Source organism: Bradyrhizobium sp. WYCCWR15520 (genome assembly GCF_056174665.1).
The window spans coordinates 1-15,262 of sequence record NZ_JBWBWM010000001.1; the positions used below are offsets into that span (position 1 = coordinate 1).

Annotated in this window: 18 protein-coding genes; 8 read left to right on the forward strand and 10 right to left on the reverse strand. The window is 62.9% G+C overall.

Features of this window, described 5'->3' with window-relative positions; translation table 11 throughout:
* Positions 1 to 210: 210 nt before the first annotated feature.
* Both AC0QUY_RS00005 and AC0QUY_RS00010 read right to left on the reverse strand, forming a co-directional pair.
* Positions 211 to 1,068, reverse strand: a complete 858-nt coding sequence (locus tag AC0QUY_RS00005) for a PCC domain-containing protein (protein WP_475385273.1) — start codon at positions 1,066 to 1,068, stop codon at positions 211 to 213.
* Positions 1,069 to 1,072: 4 nt separating this feature from the next.
* Positions 1,073 to 2,710 carry an acyl-CoA synthetase gene (locus AC0QUY_RS00010; RefSeq protein WP_475385274.1) on the reverse strand — a complete coding sequence of 546 codons (1,638 nt, stop codon included), beginning with the start codon at positions 2,708 to 2,710 and terminating at the stop codon, positions 1,073 to 1,075.
* A gap of 192 nt (positions 2,711 to 2,902) precedes the next feature.
* Here AC0QUY_RS00010 and AC0QUY_RS00015 point away from each other — a divergent pair, with 192 nt between their 5' ends.
* Positions 2,903 to 3,427, forward strand: coding sequence for a DUF3828 domain-containing protein (locus tag AC0QUY_RS00015; protein WP_475385275.1), 525 nt, complete (start codon positions 2,903 to 2,905; stop codon positions 3,425 to 3,427).
* A gap of 57 nt (positions 3,428 to 3,484) precedes the next feature.
* Here AC0QUY_RS00015 and AC0QUY_RS00020 read toward each other — a convergent pair whose 3' ends face one another.
* Entirely contained in the window at positions 3,485 to 3,886 is a 402-nt protein-coding gene (locus AC0QUY_RS00020; RefSeq protein ID WP_475385276.1) for an SPW repeat protein, read from the reverse strand.
* Between AC0QUY_RS00020 and AC0QUY_RS00025 the strand changes: the two genes are divergently transcribed.
* Positions 3,876 to 3,998 carry a hypothetical protein gene (locus AC0QUY_RS00025; RefSeq protein WP_475385277.1) on the forward strand — a complete coding sequence of 41 codons (123 nt, stop codon included), beginning with the start codon at positions 3,876 to 3,878 and terminating at the stop codon, positions 3,996 to 3,998. The two genes, AC0QUY_RS00020 and AC0QUY_RS00025, sit on opposite strands and share 11 nt — an antisense overlap.
* Before the next feature lie 65 nt (positions 3,999 to 4,063).
* Here AC0QUY_RS00025 and AC0QUY_RS00030 read toward each other — a convergent pair whose 3' ends face one another.
* On the reverse strand, positions 4,064 to 5,008 hold the full coding sequence (locus AC0QUY_RS00030; protein WP_475385278.1) for a tetratricopeptide repeat protein: 945 nt from the start codon (positions 5,006 to 5,008) through the stop codon (positions 4,064 to 4,066).
* Between the two features lie 98 nt (positions 5,009 to 5,106).
* On the opposite strand from AC0QUY_RS00030, the gene AC0QUY_RS00035 reads away from it, so the two are divergent.
* The gene (locus AC0QUY_RS00035; protein ID WP_161854779.1) at positions 5,107 to 5,379 is read left to right on the forward strand and encodes a GNAT family N-acetyltransferase; all 273 of its coding nucleotides are present in this window, start codon (positions 5,107 to 5,109) and stop codon (positions 5,377 to 5,379) included.
* Positions 5,380 to 5,445: 66 nt separating this feature from the next.
* Here the strand turns inward: AC0QUY_RS00035 and AC0QUY_RS00040 are convergent, their stop codons facing one another.
* Positions 5,446 to 6,237, reverse strand: a complete 792-nt coding sequence (locus tag AC0QUY_RS00040) for a fumarylacetoacetate hydrolase family protein (protein ID WP_475385279.1) — start codon at positions 6,235 to 6,237, stop codon at positions 5,446 to 5,448.
* A 195-nt stretch (positions 6,238 to 6,432) separates the two neighbouring features.
* Positions 6,433 to 6,816: a DUF3597 domain-containing protein gene (locus AC0QUY_RS00045; RefSeq protein ID WP_475385280.1), complete on the reverse strand. Its 384-nt coding sequence runs from the start codon at positions 6,814 to 6,816 to the stop codon at positions 6,433 to 6,435.
* A 292-nt stretch (positions 6,817 to 7,108) separates the two neighbouring features.
* Between AC0QUY_RS00045 and AC0QUY_RS00050 the strand changes: the two genes are divergently transcribed.
* Together AC0QUY_RS00050 and AC0QUY_RS00055 are read left to right on the forward strand one after the other, a co-directional pair.
* Positions 7,109 to 8,020 carry a DUF2189 domain-containing protein gene (locus AC0QUY_RS00050; protein ID WP_475385281.1) on the forward strand — a complete coding sequence of 304 codons (912 nt, stop codon included), beginning with the start codon at positions 7,109 to 7,111 and terminating at the stop codon, positions 8,018 to 8,020.
* A 209-nt stretch (positions 8,021 to 8,229) separates the two neighbouring features.
* Complete coding sequence (locus AC0QUY_RS00055; protein WP_475385282.1) at positions 8,230 to 9,045, forward strand: lytic murein transglycosylase; 816 nt, start codon at positions 8,230 to 8,232, stop codon at positions 9,043 to 9,045.
* Positions 9,046 to 9,095: 50 nt separating this feature from the next.
* Here AC0QUY_RS00055 and AC0QUY_RS00060 read toward each other — a convergent pair whose 3' ends face one another.
* Positions 9,096 to 9,404, reverse strand: coding sequence for a hypothetical protein (locus tag AC0QUY_RS00060; protein WP_475385283.1), 309 nt, complete (start codon positions 9,402 to 9,404; stop codon positions 9,096 to 9,098).
* Between the two features lie 630 nt (positions 9,405 to 10,034).
* Between AC0QUY_RS00060 and AC0QUY_RS00065 the strand changes: the two genes are divergently transcribed.
* The 3 genes from AC0QUY_RS00065 to AC0QUY_RS00075 all read left to right on the forward strand — a co-directional run bounded on the left by AC0QUY_RS00065 (position 10,035) and on the right by AC0QUY_RS00075 (position 12,913).
* Positions 10,035 to 10,187: a DUF1127 domain-containing protein gene (locus tag AC0QUY_RS00065; RefSeq protein WP_016846063.1), complete on the forward strand. Its 153-nt coding sequence runs from the start codon at positions 10,035 to 10,037 to the stop codon at positions 10,185 to 10,187.
* 190 nt (positions 10,188 to 10,377) lie between these two features.
* The gene (trmFO, locus tag AC0QUY_RS00070) at positions 10,378 to 11,811 is read left to right on the forward strand and encodes a methylenetetrahydrofolate--tRNA-(uracil(54)-C(5))-methyltransferase (FADH(2)-oxidizing) TrmFO (protein WP_475385284.1); all 1,434 of its coding nucleotides are present in this window, start codon (positions 10,378 to 10,380) and stop codon (positions 11,809 to 11,811) included.
* Between the two features lie 4 nt (positions 11,812 to 11,815).
* A complete protein-coding gene (locus AC0QUY_RS00075) occupies positions 11,816 to 12,913 on the forward strand; it encodes a serine/threonine protein kinase (protein WP_475385285.1) in 1,098 nt (365 codons plus the stop codon).
* An 86-nt stretch (positions 12,914 to 12,999) separates the two neighbouring features.
* On the opposite strand, the gene AC0QUY_RS00080 is transcribed toward AC0QUY_RS00075, so the two are convergent.
* From AC0QUY_RS00080 to secF, 3 genes are read right to left on the reverse strand one after another with little or no spacing between them, the layout of a single operon-like run.
* The gene (locus AC0QUY_RS00080; RefSeq protein WP_475385286.1) at positions 13,000 to 13,863 is read right to left on the reverse strand and encodes a phytoene/squalene synthase family protein; all 864 of its coding nucleotides are present in this window, start codon (positions 13,861 to 13,863) and stop codon (positions 13,000 to 13,002) included.
* Positions 13,860 to 14,243, reverse strand: a complete 384-nt coding sequence (locus AC0QUY_RS00085) for an Mth938-like domain-containing protein (protein ID WP_065756478.1) — start codon at positions 14,241 to 14,243, stop codon at positions 13,860 to 13,862. Before AC0QUY_RS00085 ends, AC0QUY_RS00080 begins: the two co-directional genes overlap by 4 nt.
* 4 nt (positions 14,244 to 14,247) lie before the next feature.
* Positions 14,248 to 15,252 carry a protein translocase subunit SecF gene (gene secF / locus AC0QUY_RS00090; RefSeq protein WP_161854789.1) on the reverse strand — a complete coding sequence of 335 codons (1,005 nt, stop codon included), beginning with the start codon at positions 15,250 to 15,252 and terminating at the stop codon, positions 14,248 to 14,250.
* Between the last annotated feature and the right edge of the window lie 10 nt (positions 15,253 to 15,262).

Consider the following 15,262-nt stretch of genomic DNA (forward strand, 5'->3'; position numbering starts at 1 on the left):
GACCTATCCTCTTCCAACCCCATCAGGTGGCGGCCCTGCGCCGACCCCGTACAGAAGCAAGACCCCGGCGGGCGGACAACGCAAAGGGATTGACTAATCGAGGCCCGTTACAGAAGGGTGGGCAAAGCGCAAGCGTCCCACCATTCGGTCCGCAAGAAAGGTGGGCACGGCGCAATGCGTCTTTGCCCACCCTACGGCATCACGAAACACTCAAACCACTTCCAGCACCAGTTCCATCGTCATCAGCACCGGATTATCGCCGCGCATCAGTTGGCCCTCGGCGATGCCGCCGAGATAATCGACCAGTGCGATATCGATCTCCGCGTGCAGCGTGCCGTCGGCGCCGGGCGCGATCGTGCCGGCCTTGATGGCAAGCTCGGTCGCAAACGGCACCACCGTTCGGCCGTCGGTGAAATGCGCACCGATGGTGGAGCCGACGCCGCCGTGAATCCGCGCGCGCAGGATGCCGTGCCGCCGGCAGAAGGTTTCCAGCGCCGCGGCAAAATCCTGATTCGGCCGCAGCCGCAGCGCAAACGCGCGGCTCTCGGCTTTCACATCCGTGCTCGCTTGCGCCACCGGACCGAACAATTTGAAATTGGTCTCGGGGTCTGGCTCGGCCGTGAAGACAGCGCCGTCGATGCCGAACGCTTCCGCCGCGAACGGTTCGGCGACGATGCTCTCCTCGGGAAGAATGTGGCCGCCGTGCAGATGGCCGTCGGTCTCGGTCCACAGCCCATGGCAATGGAAGAACGGCGCGCCGTCGCGCTCGCCGAGCGTCATCGCCCCACACTTCAGCCGCGTGATGCCGGAGGGCCGATACGTATCGCTGTAGAACGCTGCATTGGCGCCGGTCTTCGACAGCGCCGGCATCACATAGGCGAACGGGCCGAGCGCCCCTCCCCGCATACTCAACACACCGCCGGAAAAACCGGCCGCCGCAAAGCCGCGGCGTGCGGCTTCCAGCAGCGGCAGACCGGCCTCAAGTGTAAATGAAAACGCCCGTCCCCGCGCCGCGACCCATTGGATGCGTTCGGGCGCGGGCGGCCCGGGCTGCTCGATGCTTCGCATCGGCTCAGCTACCCGTCTTGGAAATGAGCTCAAGCAGTCCTCGCGCTTCCAGTTCATCGCGGACCAGCCGCTTCGGAATCTTGCCGTAGCCGGATTTCGGCAGCGCTTCCCAGAAGAAGAAGCGCTTCGGCATCTTGTAGCGCGGCACCTTCGGCGTCAGGAATGCGGCGAGCTCCGCTTCGCTCACGGCGGCAGCGCCTTCTCGCGCGACGCAGACCGCGACGCCGACCTCGCCCCAGAACGGGTCGGGCACGCCGAGCACTGCGACCTCGCCGATCGCGGGATGGGTGAGAATCTTCTCCTCGACCTCGCGCGGATAGATGTTGGAGCCGCCGGAGATGTACATGTCGGAGGCGCGGCCGGTGATGTAGACAAAACCCTCCTCGTCCATGTGGCCGAGATCGCCGGTACGAAACCAGCCGTCGCGGAACGCTTTCGCGTTGGCTTCGGGGTTGTCGTAATACCCGGCAAACACCGCGGGCCCGATTACGCAGATCTCGCCGGTCTCGAACGGTTTGAGCTCACGGCCGTCATCGCCCTGGATCGAGACCTGCATCCCCGTGCGCTCGAAGCCGCAGGTGCCGATGCGGGCCTGCGGGCCGTCCTCGATGTCGTGCAGATTGGCCGGCATGACAGTGATATTGCCGGTGACCTCGCCGAGCCCGAAATATTGCACCAGCACCTTGCCGAGCTTGCCTAGCGCGGCCTTCTGGTCCTCGCGATACATCGGCGCGCCGGCATAGATCACGAAGCGCAGCGAGGAGTGATCGAACTTGTCGACCGCGGGATGCTCGACCATCATCTTCAAAATGGTCGGCACGGTAAAAATGTTGCTGACGCGGTGCGCCTCGATCAGCCGGAACGCCTCGGCGATGTCGAATTTTTCGGTGGGTAGCAGGATGGTCGGCACCCCGCGCGCGGCCTGCACGAGCTGGTGCACGCCGGCGCCATGCGACAGCGGCGCGACCACCAGCGAGGCATCCGTCTCCGTCGTGCCCGGCATCAGATCGGCGAGATGGTTTGTCACCACAAAAGCCATCTGGCCGTGGGTGAGCACGGCTGCCTTGGAGCGTCCCGTGGTGCCGGAGGTGAAGAAGAACCAGCAGGGATCGTCGTAATCGACCGCGGCGTTCTCGATCCTTGCGCCAGCCTGCGCCGCGATCACGTCGCTCACCGCCCGCTCGCCGAGGGTGCCCTCGCCGATCCGCCAGATGAATTCGAGCGCGGGATTGGCAGCCGCCGTGGCATGATCGGGAAAATCGCCATGGCACAAAAACGCCTTGGCGCCGGAGGCGCTGGCGAGATAGGCGACCTCGTCCGGCATCAGGCGAAAATTCGTGGGCACCCAGACCGCACCAAGGCGAAAGGCCGCGAACATCGACCAGAACATCTCGTCGCAATTCTTGGAATGGACCAGGATGCGGTCGCCCTTGACGACCCCACGCGCGGCGAGGCCTGCCGCCAGCGCCGATACGGCGGAATCGATCTCGCGCCAGGTCCAGGATTTCTCACCCCAGATGAAGCCCGTGCGGTTGCCGTGGCGTCGGGCATTCTGGGTCAGCAGATGCGCAAGGTTCATCACCCGGCGCGACATCCGCGCCAGTCCGCCTCGCGGATTGGCCATGGTCTCGGCCCCGGTCATCGGAGGACTGCCCCAGCAGCCCCCTTCGGGCCGCGCCAGCAAACGGTTACGCATCGCAACGCGGACATCGAACACCTCATTCGAACGATAACAGACGGCCAGGCGACCAATGGTCTGCCGCCGGCGTCATGCTCAGCATGGTCCAGCCAGGCTCTCCCGTCCATAACCCGCCCCAACGATTTGAGGAACCAAATGGTTACCCGCCGAAACCTGATCGTATCGGGCGCAGTCCTCGTGCTGGCCGGTGCCCTGCCGCATCACGCGCGCGCCGCCGACGATCCCGCCGGCATTCTCACCGCGGTCTATACCCGCGTGGCCAAGGGCAAGGGCGATGGCGGCGGCACGTTCGTCATCGAGAACAAGGCGGCGAAAGCAAAATACCTGTCGAAATCGCTGATTGCGCTGTGGGCCAAGGCGGACGCCCGCACGAAGAAGGGCGACGGCGGACCGGTGGGGTTCGACCCCGTCACCAATTCACAGGATCCGGACGTGAAATCGTTCAAGGTGGCTGCCGAGAAGCAGGACGGCGACAAGGCGACCATGGCCGTCACGATCGAAGCCCATCAGCGGGATGCACGCGCCAATCCAGCGGACAAAACCATCCGCTACGATTTCGTCCGTGAAGCCGGCCAATGGAAGATCAACGACATCACGGGCGCCGTCGACGGCACCCCATGGTCGGTTCGCGCCCTGCTCCTCGACTCATTCAAATATTAGGTTGAAATCGAGGGCCCGCCGGCCGTGTGTGAGGCCGGCAGGCCCTCCCTCGGAATTTTACTGCGGATGGTTGGCCAGGTCCTGGTCACTCAGGCGCCAGTCCTGCCAGAGCTGGAGCGCACCGAGCAGGGCAACGATTCCGCCGAGCGTAGCGTGCCAGATCCGGAGCATCTCATCGCCGGAATAGCCAAAGATGAAGGGCGAGGCGATCAGCCAGAGGCCAAGCGCGATCTCACCCACCTCCTCCCAGCGCTGCAGCGCGACATATTCGAGCTGGGCCAGTCCGAAGATCAGCATGCCGACCACGAATGTATTGAGGATCATGGTGCTGCGTTCAGAGTCCATCACGTCATGATTGGAGAACGGAAACCACGGGGACACCACGATCAGCACGCCAAGCAGCATGCCGAGCCAGTCTTCCCACGTGCGGTGTTTACTGAAGAAATGAATGCCCGACATTGTAGACCTCCCCTTGAAAAAAGAGGCATACGTCGGCGGCCGCGATCACAGTATTTTCGATATCGATCCAGACCCGGCCACTTCGGCGGCGTATGTCATCCAAAAGACGTAGGAACGCTGCCCACCGCTGCAAGGTCCGCCTGCAGAGATCTTGCGGGCGGGAACCGTATCCGACCGCTATTGCGCCGCACCCAACCGTTGCAGGCTCTCGCTGGCGGTGCGCAGGTTTGGGCTGATTTCCAGCGCCTTGCGGAAATCCGCAATCGCGCCTGCCTTGTCGCCGAGCCGCATCCTGGCCTGACCGCGGTTGTTCCAGGAGTAGGCGTCGGCCGGGTCGTATTGCAGCGCCTTGTCATAGTCGGCCAGGCCGCCCTTGGTATCGCCCTGGAACAGCCTGATCATGCCGCGGTTGCGCCAGCCGCGCGCGTCCGTCGGCGCCATCTTGATGGCCTCGCCGTAATCGGCGGCAGCACGGTCGAGCTGTTCGCTGTCGCGATGGACATTGCCGCGGTTGATGTAGGCCAGCACGGTAGGTCTGAACTTGATCTCCGTGGTGTAGTCCGCCAGCGCGCGGGTCATGTCGCGCTTGCGGTGATAGGCATAGCCGCGATTGCCGTAGGCTGTCGCAAACGTCGGATTGTGCTTGATGGCGGCGCTGAAATCGGCGATCGCGCGATCGAGTTCACCCTTGTTGAACCAGGCGTCGCCGCGGTTGTTGTAGGCCAGCGCGAACGCGGGATCGATGCGGAGCGCTTCGTCGTAATCGGCCATTGCACGGTCGAGATCGCGCTTGAAGGCGTAGACACGGCCGCGGTTGGTGAGTGCACAGGCCGACGTCGGATCGAGCCGGTTCGATTCATTGAGGTCGGCAAGCGCGGCGTCGAGTTGCCGCTTCTCGGTCAGCCCATGGCCGCGGAAACAGTACGCGGCCGCAAGCCTCTTGCCGGTCTCGCGCTTGGCATCGATGACAGCGCCGCACGCGGCCACTTTGTCGTCCAGCGTCGTGGTGATGCTGACGCAAGCCTGCCAGGTCTGGTCATCTTCTGCGGACGCGGCGGATGATTGCGCCAACGTCACGACTGCGCCCAGCAGCGAAGCGGTCAGGCAGGTCAGAATACGCATATCAGCCAATCCCCGGCGAGCCAGTTCCTCCTTCGTCGCCGGTTTGCATCGGCGGGTTCATGCCCTACATAAAAGGGTGACTCATCCGGGAATCGCGCATGGCCGCCGTCCGCGACAACAAGACCCAAAACCGCTTCGAACTCGACGTCGACGGCGCCGTGGCGTTTGCCAACTATCGCGTCACGCCCTCGGCGGTCGTCATCACCCACACCGAAACGCCCCGCGCACTGCGGGGCCGCGGCATCGCTTCCGAACTAATCAAGGGCGCGCTCGAATTGATCCGCGCCGACGGGCGCAAGGTCATCGCCGGCTGCGGTTTTGTCGTCGATTACCTGCGCAGAAATCCGGAATTCGCTGATCTGACGGCGTGACGTCGTCATAGCCCAGATGGAGCGAAGCACAGCCCGGGATAAGTCCATCCGGGCTTCCCGTGCGTCCTACGTAATCCGGATCGACATATCAGGCAGGCCATCGAGCTTGCACAGGATCACGTCGCCCTTCACCACCGGGCCGACATTTTCCGGCGTGCCGGAATAGATGATGTCGCCGGCCTTGAGCTCAAAAGCTTCCGAAAGCTTGGAGATCTGCTCGGCCACGTTCCAGATCATGTTCTGCAGGTTGGAGTTCTGCTTGACCGTGCCGTTCACCGCCAGCGAGATCGCGCCCTTGGTGAAGTGGCCGGTCTTGGCTGCGGGATGAATAGGCCCAAGTACCGCGGAGCGATCAAAGCTCTTGCCGATTTCCCACGGCTTCTTCTCGTCGCCCATCGCCCGCTGCAGATCCCGCCGCGTCATGTCGAGGCCAAGCGCATAGCCGTAGACATGGTCGAGCGCCTGCTCCGGTGAAATGCTGGTGCCGCCGGATTTCAGCGCCGCCACCAGTTCGACCTCGTAGTGATAGTTCTTGGTCAGCGTGGGATAGGGATGATCGCCGACCGTTCCGATCGCGACATTCTGGATCGCATCGGTCGGTTTCTGGAAAAAGAACGGCGGCTCGCGATTGGGGTCTGAGCCCATTTCGCGGGCATGCGCGGCATAGTTGCGGCCGATGCAATAAATGCGCCGCACCGGAAACACGTCGGTCTCGCCCACGATCGGGATGGTCGTCGTACCCACTGGGAAAATCGATTTGGGGCCGGCCTGCGCATCGGCCGCGCCGCTCTGCACCGCAGTGCCCGCCAGCACCAGCGCACCCGTTGCCAAAATGGTCCTGCGATCGACGTTGCTCATCGGCGTCCTCCTTGTATTTTGTATTTTTCTCTTGTTGCCGGATGCGTATCTACCGCCTTTTCGAGCCGAGGTGGACATATTTTGCGCGTTGTACATTGCAAAGCTGGAATGCACCGCGTTCGATGATCGGTGCCGCCATCCGCAAACAAAAAGGCCCGCGTCACCGCGGGCCTTTCGGGTCGGTCTGGACGAAGCTCAGTGCTTGATATCAGGCGGCAGCTTGCCGCCATTGGCAGCCAGCTTGGCCATGACCTGCTTGTGCAGCCAGATATTCATACTGGCGGAATCGTTGCTGTCGCCGGTGTAGCCGAGCTCTTTCGCGAGATCCTTGCGCGCGGCAAAGCTGGAATCGATGTCGAGCGCCTTCATCAGGTCGACGATCGAGGTGCGCCACGCCAGCTTCTCTCCCTTGGCAGCGACCGCCTTGTCCAGGATGGGCGCTACGTCGACAGTCGCGGCAGCCGGTGCAGCGGCGGCCCCACCGGACGATCCGGTCCCCGCGGCCGCGCCGCCGCCCGCCGGCGCGGCGTCTGCTTTGCTGCCGAAGATCGCGCTCATGATTTTTCCGAAAATGCTCATCGTTCACTCCCAATGACTTGAGGATGGGCTTAAGTCGCCGCCGACTTTTCGACCGGCAGCACCACGCCGGATCACCGGCAAGTCTAGCCAGACCGAAGAAGCTTGCCAATGAAACATTCACCTAAGCGTGAGTGCCTTTGTCGCTGTTTGAGAGTACGCTGATGACTCGGTTCGCGACATGCCAGTTCCATCCCTCTGTCTTCGCGGCTGGCCTGATCGCGATCATTTTTATGAAACGGCGCATTGCGTCTTTCGACAGGCGCACCATGCGACCGCCAGGGAGACAGCGACCATGGCCACCTTTCACGGCAATGTCACATCAATGGCGCAGGGCGTAACCGATAGTGCTGCCGCGCCAGTCATCCGAACCATCGGCTTGTCAGACCTCCATCGCGCCCTGCAGCGTGGCTGGGAAGATTTCAAAGCGATACCAACTCACGCCATCATCCTGTGCGTCATCTATCCCGTGCTCGGACTGATGCTGGCGCGCGCCGTGCTCGGCTATTCCGTGCTGCCACTGCTGTTTCCGCTCACCGCCGGCTTTGCCCTAATCGGCCCGTTTGCCGCGCTCGGCCTTTATGAGATGAGCCGCCGCCGCGAACGCGGTGAACAGGCAACCGCCTGGGATGCGCTCGAAGTCGTTCGCTCGCCGTCGTTCGGCGCGATGCTCGGGCTCGGCGTCCTGCTGCTGGCCCTGTTCGTGACCTGGGTGGCCACCGCACAAGCGATCTACATCGCCGCGTTCGGCTATGCGGGAGCGACTGGCATTTCCGATTTCGTCACGCGCGTGCTGACTACGTCACAAGGCTGGTGGCTGATCGTGGTTGGCTGCGGCGTGGGCTTCCTGTTCGCGCTCGTCGCGCTTTGCATCAGCGTGGTCTCCTTCCCGCTGATGCTCGACCGCCATGCCGGCGCCGGCGACGCGATGGTGACTTCGCTGCGCGCGGTAGCACGCAATCCCGCGCCGATGGCGGCATGGGGATTGATCGTCGCGGCGCTGCTGGTCGTGGGAACGTTGCCGTGCTTCCTCGGCCTGGCTGTCGTCATCCCGCTGCTCGGTCACGCCACCTGGCATCTCTATCGAGAGACGATCGAGCCGGAACTCAATCCACAGCCGCTTCCGCCCCGCGCGCACCGCGAACGCAAGCCGGCCGCCGATTTCCCGGCCAACCTGTTCCCCTGGCGGCGCAAGGACGGCGCCTAGGCTGCAGGGAACCTGATCAATCAAACCGCCGGCCGGATACGACCGGCGTTTTGGCTGTTCACCGCTCACTAACGATGAATTGAGCATGTTCAACGGAATAGCATCCAGGGCCACGATTTGAGCCTTGTTTTGGCCGATCTTGCTTCGAACATTCGGCGTGACGTTGACACTAACCTCGATGACGCATCGATCGTGGAGCGAACGGCACGATGACCTCTCGCCTGTCTCTGCGCGCTCTCGCCTTGGGCGCCCTGTTACTGAGTTCTGCGGCGCCTGCACTCGCCGCGCCCTGCGGCACGGGCTCGTTCGAAACCTGGCTGGAAGACTTCAAGAAGGAAGCGGCCGCCAAGGGAATATCGGCGTCCGCCATTCAGGCCGGCCTGTCCGGCGTTACGCTCGACAAGAGCGTGCTGGCCCGCGATCAATCGCAGAAGGTTTTCAGCCAGAGTTTTGAGGAATTCTCCGGCCGCATGGTTCCGCCTCGGCTCACCCGCGGCTCCAACATGCTCAAGCAATACGGATCGGTGCTCGGGCGTATCGAACAGGCCTATGGCGTATCAGGCGAAGTGCTGGTGGCGATCTGGGGCCTGGAAACCGATTTCGGCGTCAACATCGGAAAGTTTCAGACGCTGCGCGCGCTGGCGACGCTGGCCTATGACTGCCGGCGCACCGAGTTATTCAAGGCAGAGTTGATGGATGCGCTGCGCATTGTCGAGCGCGGCGATATCGCGCCACAGGATCTGCGCGGCGCCTGGGCCGGCGAAATCGGCCAGACCCAATTCATGCCCTCGTCCTACATCAAATTCGCGGTCGATTTCGACGGCAATGGCCGCCGCGATCTCATGCGCAGCCCGCCGGACGTGCTGGCCTCGACCGCCAACTTCCTCGCCAACCATGGCTGGCAGCGCGGGAAAGAGTGGGAGCCCGGCAGCGCCAATTTCGCTGCGATCAAGGAGTGGAACAAGAGCGAGGTCTACGCCAAGACTATCGCCGCTTTCGCGACGCAGCTTTCGCGCGCGCCCTAGCAAAACTCAAAGGGCCGGCCGCAATGACCGGCCCTTTGCCACGCTCTATTTCACGCGCTCGCTTGCATCGCCCTGCTCAGATGAGCCGCACAGGCGCCAGCCTTGCCGCTCAGCATCGCATCCTGGGCAGCCGCGATTTCCTTCTGCGCGGCGATCTTCCCTTCGCCGTCCGCCATGTTCTCGATCATCGTTTCGGTCCTGCTCAGATTATCGCCGCTGCAACTCGCTTTGACTCGCGCGGCGTCGGCTGGAGAGACGGCACAGGTGCTACCGCAGTAGCCGCGAGTAGTTTGTTGAGCATCGAAATTCCCCTTTTTGATTTTTTTCACAGGCGGGCCCATCGCCGCCTGCAACAGCAATTGTTCGCCGAAGCGGGAAAACTTCGGAATGAACTTCGCGCGAGGTCATGAGCGCGGCGCGCAAGGACAAGAGAAGATTCGCGAAGGAGCGACACCTTTGCTTGCGTGAAGGCCTCAGCGCCAGGAGACCGGCGCCTGCGGTCCGATTGGCGCCGACCATGCTGACACGGCAGCTCCGTCAGACAGGTCGGTTATCTATGGGCAGGCTGGGAAGCCGCTCCCAAGCAACACTGTAATAATGAATTTATATTCATTTGCGGTCATTCAACGCATGCGATTCGCGCATAAGAAAATTCTAAGAATCAGGAGTTTTCCGCCATTTTTGTCCGCCTCGGATCGTTCTATGGCGACGTTGGCTAACAGTTCGGCAGCAAACAAGGGTTACTCGTCTTTTACGGAAAACCCGCAAATTTACGGCATTAGTTGTATAGTTTGAGACCGCCCTCGCACGCTTCGAACGGTCGATCCGCAAGCCATGCCGAAAGGTTAAGCGGACCTTATCGCAGTTATGCGTTTGACGATTAGCTGCACCGCAACATCGGAACTTCTGCACTGCAAAATCTAAGCTATATTCATTTCAACGATGAAGCTGTCCTCCAAGAGCTGAATCGTAACTGCAAGGAGACTACCATGTTGCTCTCGCTCATCCGCATGATCCAGGCTTTCCGGGATTATCAGCGCAATGTCAGCGAACTGTCCCAGCTCAGCGATCGCGAGCTGGCCGATATCGGCCTCGATCGTTCGGACATTCCGCGCGTTGCCGCCGGGACCTATAACGGCTGATCGCTGGTTCAGCCGCCTGATGAACGGATAACGCCCGCCTCCGCTGCGGGCGTTGTCGTTTGAACCTCGATCTTGACGCGTTTCTTCACGCGAACCGGTTATCCACCCACGGATCAAGTCCGAGGGCATGCTTCGCTTGAAAACGCTATTGCAGGTGCGCTTTGCGTGAAAACGCGCTAACCCTGCGCGCATGATTTCCTCTACCTCCCAAACTGACACCGTCCATGTGATTGGCGGCGGCCTCGCCGGCTCTGAAGCGGCCTGGCAAGTCGCCAATGCGGGCGTTCGCGTCGTGCTGCACGAGATGCGGCCGTTACGGATGACCGAGGCGCACCGCACCGAGGGCCTGGCCGAACTGGTCTGTTCCAACTCGTTCCGGTCAGACGATGCGGCCAACAACGCCGTAGGTCTGCTCCATGCCGAGATGCGCCGGCTGGGATCGCTGATCATGCGCTCCGCCGATGCCAACCAGGTGCCCGCCGGCGGGGCACTGGCGGTCGACCGCGATGGGTTTTCCGCGGCTGTCACGCGCGCCCTGCACGACCACCCGCTGATCGCGATCGACCGGAGCGAGATCGCCGGGCTGCCGCCTGCCGAATGGGGCAATGTGATCGTCGCGACCGGCCCCCTCACCTCGGCGCCGCTGGCAGACGCCATTCGCGAGTTGACGGATGAGAACGCGCTGGCGTTCTTCGATGCGATCGCGCCGATCGTGCACAAGGATTCCATCGACATGTCGGTGGCGTGGTTTCAGTCGCGCTACGACAAGGTCGGACCCGGCGGCACCGGCGCCGACTACATCAACTGTCCGATGACCAAGGAACAGTATGACGCGTTCGTCGCGGCACTGTTGGCCGGCGACAAGGTCGACTTCAAGGAATGGGAGACCAACACGCCCTATTTCGACGGCTGCCTGCCCGTCGAGGTGATGGCCGAGCGCGGCCACGAGACGCTGCGGCACGGGCCGATGAAGCCGGTCGGGCTCACCAATCCGCACAATCCGACGGTCAAGCCCTATGCCATCGTCCAGCTCCGGCAGGACAACAAGCTCGGCACGCTCTACAACATCGTCGGCTTCCAGACCAAGCTGAACTACGGCGCGCAGCAGCGCGTGTTCCGCACCATTCCCGGGCTCGAGAACGCCGAATTCGCCAGGCTCGGCGGCCTGCATCGCAACACCTTCCTCAACTCGCCGAAGCTGCTGGATGGCCAGTTGCGGCTGCGTGCGCAGCCACGGCTGCGCTTTGCAGGGCAGATGACCGGCTGCGAGGGCTATGTGGAATCCGCCAGCATCGGGCTCATCGCAGGCCTTTACGCTGCGGCCAATGCGCGGGCGCAATCGCTTGAACCGCCACCTCCGACCACGGCGCTGGGCTCGCTGCTCGGCCATATCACCGGCGGCCATATCGAAACCATCGAGGCGGGCACGCGCTCGTTCCAGCCGATGAACATCAACTTCGGACTATTCCCGCCGCTTGCCAGCCTGCCGACCAAAAAGGCGGACGGCACGCGGCTGCGCGGCAACGAGAAGACGGTCGCCAAGAAGCAAGCGCTCAGCGCGCGGGCGCTAACCGATCTCGATCGCTGGATCGCCGAGCATCTCGGCGTAGCGGCGGCGGCGTAATCCCATGGCTCTGCCGAAAGACGACGCCGCCACGCTGTCGGCGCGATGGACCGAAGGCGTGCTGCTCAAGCGCGACGTGTTCTCCACGGTCGAACGTGGCCGTTTTCGCGACGAAGCCGCCGAGGTCGATGCCGTGCTGCGCCGGCTCGATCAGGTGCCGCTGTGGTCCTATCCCCTCGCACGCCATCTGTTCGCCCGCGAGCGCCGCGCGCTGGCGCTGGCGCGTGATCTCGACGTCGGCCCGAAGCTGCTCTGGGCGGGACGGAAGGCACTGGTGCGCGGCTTCATCGACGGCGTCGCGCTGCATCTGGCCAAACCCCATGGCGACCTCGCCTATTTCCGCTCCGCCAAATCAGCGCTTCGCAAGCTGCACCGCGCCGGCATCTGCCACAACGATCTCGCCAAAGAGCAGAACTGGCTGGTGAGCCGCGACGGCCGGGCCTACCTCACCGATTTTCAACTGGCCGCCTGCTTTTCGACCCGCAGCCGCCTGTTCCGGATCGCCGCCTATGAGGACCTGCGGCATCTGCTGAAGCACAAGCGCAGCTATGCGCCGGCGGCGCTAACGCCGATGGAGCGCAAGATTCTCGCGCGCAAATCCTTTGTCGCCAGCCTCTGGCTCAAGACCGGCAAGAAGGTCTATCAGGCCATCACCCGCGGCCTGTTCAACTTCACCGATCGCGAAGGCGGCGGGCGCCGGCTGGTCAACGACGCGCCTGTCCTGATCGAGCTGATCCGGAAGAATCCCGATGTGCGCGATACCGCCATCGTCGCATTCGCCGACCGGCGCAGCGGCGTCGGGCTGTATGCCTTTGTCGAGGCCGACAAGGTCGAGTTGGAAAAGCAGTTGCGCAGCGAGCTTGCCGCCGCCAAGGGCATCAAGCCGCCGGAGCATATTCAAGTCGTCCACGCCCTGCCGCGCGATGCTGCCGGCAAGCCGCGCACGGAGATCCTGCAACTCGTCGCCATGAACCAGGTCGACCTGATCGAGCCGCTGATCAACAACGAAGTCGATCGTGCGTTCCTGAAGGACATTCTCGAGAGCCGAAAGAATTTGCGCGACCGGTTCAATTTCGAGAGCAGCGAGTTGAATTCGCGGTAGACGCTCCGACGTCATTGCGAGCGCAGCGAAGCAATCCGTAGTGCAGCAAGTGAGGGTTGCTTCGCTCGCAGCGACGATGCGGCGGCTTACCCGCCAAACTCCCGCGATCGCGACGCGCGCCACGATGTCCACAGAATCCGCAGTCGCGACGTCGCCTGCGGGACGAATGGATCGGCGTCGGCCCGTGACATGCGCTTCAGATCGCGGCGGATCAACGCCAAAGGCAGGAAGACTGGCCGCACCTGCGGCGGCACATGCGTGAGGAGCTCGAAGGCCGTCTCAAGATGTTTTCGGGCCTCGCCAATCAGATGATCGATCGCAGCACGCGCCTGTGGCGTCTGCTTGCCCGCAAATACCTGCTCCATGCCGCTGCCATGTTGCTGCAGCAATTGCAGCGGCACGAAAAGCTGCCGCCGCGCGGCATCGTGGGGCAACGCGATGAGTACCTGGGCTATTCCCTGCGCCAGCCCGCCATGGCGCGCAAGATGGTCGATCGCCGCCGACGGCGGCGCCGCGATCCGCGCAGCCAGCGAGAACAGCGCTGACGAGGTGTCGGTGACATACCCCTCCAGCGCGGCCATCGACGGCATGGGATCGTTGTAGAGGTCGAACTGGTGCTCCTCGATCAGCCGCAACAGCGGCTCGATCGGCAGGCGAAATTCGCCAATCGTTTGCCGGAGTTCGGCAGCGACCGGATTGCCCTCGACGCCGCCATGGCCGGCGCCTTCGAGCATGTCGGTCCACCACTGCATCCGCATCTCGCCAGGCAATGGCTGGCTGACCTGCTCGCGCACGCGCAAGATCTCGACATTGAAGGCATAAATCGACAGCAGGGCGCGGCGCTGGACCGCCGGCAGGAACAATGTCGAGGCATAGCGGACGAAGTCGTGCGTGCGCACCAGATCGGCGCAGAACGCGGCGGAATCCTTCGACGTCGCGGCCTCGCTCATGGCACTGCAATCAACGCCGCCGCGACGCGTCGCCGCTCACCCAGCATGATGTTGTAGGTGCGGATCGCAGGCCCCGTCTGCATCGCATCGAGCACCACGCGCACGGCGCGCAGCGCCTCGCGCAGGCCGCGTGGCGGTACCCACACTTCCGTGCCGGTGCCGACGATCAGCGTATCGATGGAATTGGCGGCCTTGAACACGCGCGCCAGCGAATATTCATCGATCTCGGCAGGTTTCGTCACCGGCCAGGCCCAGATCGCATCCGGCAGGCACAACAGCGACCCGCGATGCGACATGTCGGCGAAAGCGAAGCCGCCCTTGCCGTAGGCTTCGATCGGCGCCGACCTCGGAAGATGCGGAGCGTCCGAGGATGTGGCCATAGAATTACTTCTTCGCAGGCGTATCCGGCGCGTCGCGGTGCTCGCCAACACCGAGATAGATCAGGATCGGCGCGGCAATGAAGATCGAGGTGTAGGTGCCGACCAGCACCACGCCGAACATCATGACCGCCGTGAAGCTGTGGATCGCGTGGCCGCCGAACAAGAGCAGCGCAAGCAACGCCAGCGTCACCGTGACGTGGGTGATGATCGAGCGCGACAATGTCGAATTGATGGACTCGTTCAGAAGCTGCGGCATCGGCATCTTCTTGTAGCGCCGCAGCATTTCCCGGATGCGGTCGTAGATGACGACGGTGTCGTTCAGGGAGTAGCCGAGAATCGTCAACAGCGCCGCGATACTGGTGAGGTCGAAATCGACCTGCGAGATCGACATGAAGCCGATCGTCAGCACGATGTCGTGGACGTTGGCAATCATGGCGCCGAGCGCGAACTGCCATTCGAACCGGAACCAGAGATAGATCAGGATCCCGACGATCGCGACCATCAGGCCGACCATGCCGAAGGCCAGCAATTCGCCTGATACGCGGGGGCCAACGACTTCGACGCGGCGATATTCGACGGAATCGCCGAGAGCACCGCGGACCTTCTGCACCGCAGCCTGCTGCGCAGCGTCGCCGCCGGGTTGCTCGGCCACCCGTATCAGCACGTTGGCTTGACCTTCACCGAACTGCTGCAGCTGGATGTCGCCGAGCCCAAGCGTACTCAGCGTCCCGCGCATCGCGCCGATATCGGCCGCGCCGGACTTGGATTGCACTTCCAGCAGCGTGCCGCCCTTGAAATCGATGCCGAAATTCAGCCCATGGGTGAAAAACAGCACGATCGCGACGATCGAAAGCGCTGCCGATATCGGAAAGCTGATGCGGCGAAAGCGCGTGAAATCGAAGTGCGTATCGTCAGGGACGATGCGCAGCGGCGGCAACAGATCGAAGATGGCGACGATGGTCAGGATGACGACCAGAACGCCCAGCGCAATGAGAACGTATTGAGTCACGGTGGGGTTC

Bases quoted from the DNA above. Each gene is read 5' to 3' on its own strand.
- AC0QUY_RS00005 (WP_475385273.1), bottom strand. From the start codon at position 1,068: ATGCGAAGCATCGAGCAGCCCGGGCCGCCCGCGCCCGAACGCATCCAA.
- AC0QUY_RS00010 (WP_475385274.1), bottom strand. From the start codon at position 2,710: ATGACCGGGGCCGAGACCATGGCCAATCCGCGAGGCGGACTGGCGCGG.
- AC0QUY_RS00015 (WP_475385275.1), top strand. From the start codon at position 2,903: ATGGTTACCCGCCGAAACCTGATCGTATCGGGCGCAGTCCTCGTGCTG.
- AC0QUY_RS00025 (WP_475385277.1), top strand. From the start codon at position 3,876: ATGCCCGACATTGTAGACCTCCCCTTGAAAAAAGAGGCATACGTCGGC.
- AC0QUY_RS00020 (WP_475385276.1), bottom strand. From the start codon at position 3,886: ATGTCGGGCATTCATTTCTTCAGTAAACACCGCACGTGGGAAGACTGG.
- AC0QUY_RS00030 (WP_475385278.1), bottom strand. From the start codon at position 5,008: ATGCGTATTCTGACCTGCCTGACCGCTTCGCTGCTGGGCGCAGTCGTG.
- AC0QUY_RS00035 (WP_161854779.1), top strand. From the start codon at position 5,107: ATGGCCGCCGTCCGCGACAACAAGACCCAAAACCGCTTCGAACTCGAC.
- AC0QUY_RS00040 (WP_475385279.1), bottom strand. From the start codon at position 6,237: ATGAGCAACGTCGATCGCAGGACCATTTTGGCAACGGGTGCGCTGGTG.
- AC0QUY_RS00045 (WP_475385280.1), bottom strand. From the start codon at position 6,816: ATGAGCATTTTCGGAAAAATCATGAGCGCGATCTTCGGCAGCAAAGCA.
- AC0QUY_RS00050 (WP_475385281.1), top strand. From the start codon at position 7,109: ATGGCCACCTTTCACGGCAATGTCACATCAATGGCGCAGGGCGTAACC.
- AC0QUY_RS00055 (WP_475385282.1), top strand. From the start codon at position 8,230: ATGACCTCTCGCCTGTCTCTGCGCGCTCTCGCCTTGGGCGCCCTGTTA.
- AC0QUY_RS00065 (WP_016846063.1), top strand. From the start codon at position 10,035: ATGTTGCTCTCGCTCATCCGCATGATCCAGGCTTTCCGGGATTATCAG.
- trmFO (WP_475385284.1), top strand. From the start codon at position 10,378: ATGATTTCCTCTACCTCCCAAACTGACACCGTCCATGTGATTGGCGGC.
- AC0QUY_RS00075 (WP_475385285.1), top strand. From the start codon at position 11,816: ATGGCTCTGCCGAAAGACGACGCCGCCACGCTGTCGGCGCGATGGACC.
- AC0QUY_RS00080 (WP_475385286.1), bottom strand. From the start codon at position 13,863: ATGAGCGAGGCCGCGACGTCGAAGGATTCCGCCGCGTTCTGCGCCGAT.
- AC0QUY_RS00085 (WP_065756478.1), bottom strand. From the start codon at position 14,243: ATGGCCACATCCTCGGACGCTCCGCATCTTCCGAGGTCGGCGCCGATC.